This is a genomic window from Streptomyces niveus, assembly GCF_001723055.1.
GTDB classification, from domain to species: domain Bacteria; phylum Actinomycetota; class Actinomycetes; order Streptomycetales; family Streptomycetaceae; genus Streptomyces; species Streptomyces niveus.
On sequence record NZ_MDCR01000305.1, the window covers coordinates 1 to 4,903 of the forward strand.

Here is a 4,903-nt window from a genome sequence, read left to right on the forward strand (position 1 = left end):
TCGGCGACCGCCGCGACCCTCGCGAAGGTGTACGGCGTCGCCGACACCCGCCCGATCACCAACCTGCTGCGCGGCTCCGACGACCCGGCCCGCCGCCAGTCGGCCCTGGTCGACGCGCTCGGACTGCCGCCGGTCCCGGCCGGGTTCGGCACCCGCGACGAGGTCCTCACCACCCTCGCGGGCGCCCGGGTGCTGGCCCGCCGGGGCTTCTTCGCGGGCATCGTGGACACCATGTCCGGCGACCGTTCCGGCCGCCCCACGGCTCCGCGCCGACCGCGCTGGTGGCTGCTGCGCATCGCGGCGCTGCCGCTGTTCGTACTGGTCACGGCATACGCGTGGTGGTCGCCGGACATCGGCTGGTTCCGCGCGTCCCTGTCGACGATCGCGACGTGCTACCTCACGGGCCAACTGGCGGGCGCATGGCGGCGACGGGGGCTGGAGCGGGGGCGCGCCACCAAGCGCTGAACGGGCCTTGGTGGTGCGGGCTGTACCCCGCGGACGGGGGCGTGCTCTCTCGGCGCCCCGCGTGATCGTCCCTAGCGTTTCGAGTGGCTCGTAGGAACCACTGAGAGGCGGGGACGCCATGGCGCGGCAAGCGCTCGTAATGGACGGCGTGAGCAGGGCGTACGCGAACGGCGTACGCGCCCTGGGGCCGGTGGACCTCGTCGTGCCGCGCGGGCGGTTCCTCGCGGTGATGGGGCGCTCGGGCTCCGGCAAGTCGACGCTGTTGCAGTGCGCCGCCGGTCTCGACCGGCCCACCGGCGGGTCGGTCCGGATCGCGGGCACGGACCTGGGCGGGCTCAAGGAGACCGCGCTGACGCGGCTGCGGCGGGAGCGGATCGGGTTCGTGTTCCAGGCGCACAATCTCGTGCCGTCGCTGACGGTCGCGGAGAACGTGGCGCTCCCTCTGCTGCTCGCGGGCGGTCGGGTGCCGGACGCCCCAGTACGGGAGGCCCTGGCCGTCGTCGGGCTGGCCGGGCGCGCGGTGGACACCCCGGGGCGGCTGTCCGGCGGGCAGCAGCAGCGGGTGGCCGTCGCCCGGGCGCTGGTGACGGCCCCGGAGATCGTCTTCGCCGACGAACCGACCGGCGCGCTGGACCCGTTGACCGCGCAGGACGTGCTGGCCCTGCTGCGGCGGGCGGTGGACACCGAGGGCCGCACCGTCGTGATGGTCACCCACGATCCGGCGGCCGCGGCGTGGGCGGACAGTGTGCTGTTCCTGGCCGACGGGCTGGTCGCCGACACGCTGGAGGCACCTGACGCGCGGACCGTGCTGCGGATCATGCGCGGGCTGGCGGAGGCGGAGAAGGCCGTGGAGAGGGCAGCGGCATGAAGCGCGGAGATCGCCGGGATGTCGTACGCGGCGGTGGAGTCGTCGCGCTGCTCGCCGCGCGGGGCGCGCGTACGCACCGCCGCGCCTGGGCCGCCGTCTTCGCGGCCCTGGCCCTCGGTTCGCTGCTCCTGGGGACGCTCGGCCTCGCGGCCGGTTCGGCGGCGCTCGGCCACGCGCGCGTGGAGCGGTACGCCGGGGCCGACGCGGTCGTGGCGGGCACCCAGAGCACCCGCTACACCGCGAAGCCGTGGGGCAGCGAGGCCCGGACCGTACGCGCCGGGCTGACGGAGCGGGTACGGGTACCGGCGCGGGCCCTGGATGTCGTACGGCAGGTACCGGGCGTGCGCGCGGCGGTCGCGGACGTGGCCTTCCCGGTGACGGTCCGAGGGAGCGCGGCGACCGGCCGTCCGTGGGAGGCCACGCGCCTGGCGTCCGCGCCCACGCGCCTGCTGGAGGGCCGGCCGCCCACCGGAGCACGGGAGATCGTGGTCGGGAAGGGAGTGGCGCGGACCGGGGACCGGCTGTCGATCCCGTACGGGACGGGCTCCGCAACGGACACGCACACGTACACGGTCACGGGCGTGAGCGCCGACGCCCGCCGTACGGTCCACTTCTCGCGGGACGAGGCCCACCGACTGGCGGGCAGGCCGGGCGAGTTGGACGCGATCGGCGTCCTCGCGGACAGCGGCGTACCGGACGACGTCCTGCGCACCCGCGTACGCCACGCGCTGGACGCCGCCGACCTGCGCGATGTCTCCGCCCCGCACCGCGCGGACGACGACCCGGCGCGCTTGCGCATACTGACCGGCGACGCGCGCGGCGAGGCGGAGTTCCTGGCCGCCGCGCCCGCGCGGATGCCCCTGCTCCAGGTGCTGGCGTCGCTGGCCTCCGTCGTCGTACTCGTCGGGGTCCTGGTCGTGACGTCGACGGTGGCGCAGGCGTTGCGCCAGCGCGCCCGTGAACTCGCGCTGCTGCGCGCGGTCGGCGCCACCCCGTGGCAACTGCGCCGCGCCGTCGGCCGCGAGGTCGGCCGGATCGCCGTACTGGCGGCGGTGGTTGGGGCGGTGGGCGCGGTCCCCGCGTATCTGGCGTCGCGCGCCCTGCTGGTGGGGCGCGGCGCCGTGCCGGAGGGTCTGGAGCTGCCGTTCCCGCCGTGGCTCGCCGCCGCGCCGCTCGGCACGGCCGGTCTGATGGTGCTCATCGCGTGGCTGACCGCGCTCGGCTGCTGCGCGCGGGCGGCCAGGACGCGGCCCGCCGAGGCGCTGCGGGAGGAAGAACCGGGCAGCGCACGGCAGTTGACGGGCTGTGTGCTGCTGGGTCTGGGCGCCGCGTCGGCGGGGGCGGGCGCGCTCCAGCACGGTGCCGCTGCCGCCGCCGCTGCCTCGGCGTCCGCCCTGACGATGGTGATCGGCTGCGCGCTGCTCGGGCCGTGGCTCGCGCGCGGGGCGATGCGGGTGCTGGGCGCGCCGATGCGGCGGCTCGGCGTCGGGGGCCGGCTGGCGGCGTCGGCGTGTACGGCGAACGCGGCGCGGCTGGGCGCGGCGATCACGCCCGTGGTGCTGGTCACGGCGTTCGTGCTGGTGCAGTTGGCCGGGGGCGCGACGCTCGGGCACGAGGCGGCGGCCCAGGCGCGGGCTGCGGCGCGCGCGGATGTGGCGGTGAGCGGCCCGGGTGTCCCGTACGACGCGGTGGCGCGGATCCGCCGGCTCCCCGGCGTCGCGGCGGCCACGGCCGTCGCCCACGGCACGGTCGTCGTGCCGGGCAAGGAGCTGGGCGAGCCGAGTCTCGAACGCCTCCCTGTCCTCGGCGTCACGCCGCGCTCTTTGGCCCGGACACTCGACCCGGCCGTACGGGAGGGCTCGACGGACGGTCTGCGGCCGGGCACGGTCGCGGTCGGCACGGACCGGGCGCGGACCCTCGGCGTACGGCCGGGTGATCACGTACAACTGCGCTTCGACGACGGCGCCGAGGCGCGGCTGCGGGTCGTGGCGACTTACGAACGGGCCCTGGCGCTGGGCGACTTCCTCTTCTCGTACGAGGAGCTGACCCGGCACATGACGGCGCCGCCGCCGGTGCGCGTCCTGGCCGAACTCACGCCGGGCGCCTCCCCCACGTCACTGTCGACGGCCTTCCCGGGCGCGCGGGTCGAGCGGGATCCCGTACCGGAGCGGGTCCGCGCGGAGGATCAGGCGCTGGGCGACGTACTGACGGCGGTGGCGGTCACGGCGATCGGGGGCTTCACGGTCATCGCCGTACTGAGCACGCTGACCCTGATCTCCGTGGGGCGCGGCCCCGAACTGCGCCAACTGCGCCTGGCGGGCGCGGACCGCCGCCGGCTGCGCCGCATGCTTCTGCTGGAGTCGGCGGCCACGGCGACGGCGGGCCTGTCGCTGGGCACGGCGACGGCGGCGCTGCCGCTGCTGGCGTTCGCGCTGTCGGCGGCCGGGCGGCTGCCGTGGCTGCCGCCGGGGCAGGGGGCGTTGATCGTAGCGGTGGTGGTCCTGACGACGGCGTCGGCGACGCTGCTCCCGGCTCGCGGGGCTCTGCGCGGCAGATACCCGGTGGCCGCCCGATGACCGCCCGTTGACCGCTAACTGCCCCGGTTGACGTAGGCCAGTACCGCCAGCACCCGCCGGTGCCCGCTGTCGCTCGCGGGCAGGCCGAGCTTCGCGAACACGTTCCCGATGTGCTTGCCGACCGCCCGGTCCGACACCACCAGGGCCGCCGCGATGCTCGTGTTGTCCTGGCCCTCGGCCATCAGCTTCAGCACCTGCAACTCGCGGGGCGTCAGCGAGTCGATGGGGTCGTCGCGGCGCCGGGTCAGCAACTCGGTCACCACCTCGGGGTCGAGCGCCGTACCGCCCGCCACGACCCGCTCCAGCGCTTCCAGGAACGCGTCGACGCGCCCGATCCGGTCCTTCAGCAGATAGCCGACGCCGCTCGCGCCGCCGCCGAGGAGTTCGGCGGCGTACGTCTCCTCGACGTACTGGGACAGCACCAGCACCGGCAGCCCCGGGATCGCCTCGCGCGCGGCGAGCGCGGCGCGCAGCCCCTCGTCGCGGAAGCCGGGCGGCATCCGTACGTCGAGCACGGCCACGTCGGGCCGGTGCTCCAGCAGCGTGGGCAGGATCTCGGGGCCGGTCACGGCGACGGCGACCACCTCGTGCCCGGCCGACGTCAGCAGAAGGACGAGTCCCTCTCTCAGGAGGGCGTTGTCCTCCGCGATCACTACACGCACTGCGACTCCATCGATCAAGGCAGAGACCCTTTCAGGGATTCGGGATCTCCACGTCCACCACGGTGGGCCCGCCGACGGGACTGCTCACCCGCACCGTCCCGTCGAGCGCGGCGATCCGGCGCCGGATCCCGAGCAGACCCGTACCGCCGCCGCCTTCGTCGGCGCCGCCCCGGCCCTCGTCCCGTACGCCGACGCGCAGAACGCCCGGCCCCCGTGCGAGTTCGACGGTAGCGCGCCTGCCGCTGTCGAGGCCGCCGCCTACTTCGTCGTCGCCGAGGCCCTGACCAACGCGGCGAAACACAGCGGCGCCGGGCGCGCTACCGTCGAACTCG

General features: G+C 75.8%; 3 protein-coding genes and 2 pseudogenes. 3 read left to right on the plus strand and 2 right to left on the minus strand.

The genetic code is table 11. The features are described 5' to 3' along the window. The 3 genes and pseudogenes from BHU15_RS40440 to BHU15_RS29455 all read left to right on the plus strand — a co-directional run. Positions 1-465: pseudogene (locus BHU15_RS40440) on the plus strand (hypothetical protein); the annotation flags it as partial. 139 nt (positions 466-604) lie between these two features. Then, entirely contained in the window at positions 605-1,333 is a 729-nt protein-coding gene (locus tag BHU15_RS29450; protein ID WP_255293244.1) for an ABC transporter ATP-binding protein, read from the plus strand. After that, positions 1,330-3,909, plus strand: a complete 2,580-nt coding sequence (locus BHU15_RS29455) for an ABC transporter permease (RefSeq protein WP_069629943.1) — start codon at positions 1,330-1,332, stop codon at positions 3,907-3,909. Before BHU15_RS29450 ends, BHU15_RS29455 begins: the two co-directional genes overlap by 4 nt. A gap of 14 nt (positions 3,910-3,923) precedes the next feature. On the opposite strand, the gene BHU15_RS29460 is transcribed toward BHU15_RS29455, so the two are convergent. Further along, the gene (locus BHU15_RS29460; protein WP_069629944.1) at positions 3,924-4,571 is read right to left on the minus strand and encodes a LuxR C-terminal-related transcriptional regulator; all 648 of its coding nucleotides are present in this window, start codon (positions 4,569-4,571) and stop codon (positions 3,924-3,926) included. 31 nt (positions 4,572-4,602) lie between these two features. Further along, positions 4,603-4,903: pseudogene (locus BHU15_RS29465) on the minus strand (sensor histidine kinase); the annotation flags it as partial.

Excerpts from the sequence above, each read along its gene's own strand:
- BHU15_RS29450 (WP_255293244.1), top strand. The coding sequence starts at position 605 with ATGGACGGCGTGAGCAGGGCGTACGCGAACGGCGTACGCGCCCTGGGG.
- BHU15_RS29455 (WP_069629943.1), top strand. The coding sequence starts at position 1,330 with ATGAAGCGCGGAGATCGCCGGGATGTCGTACGCGGCGGTGGAGTCGTC.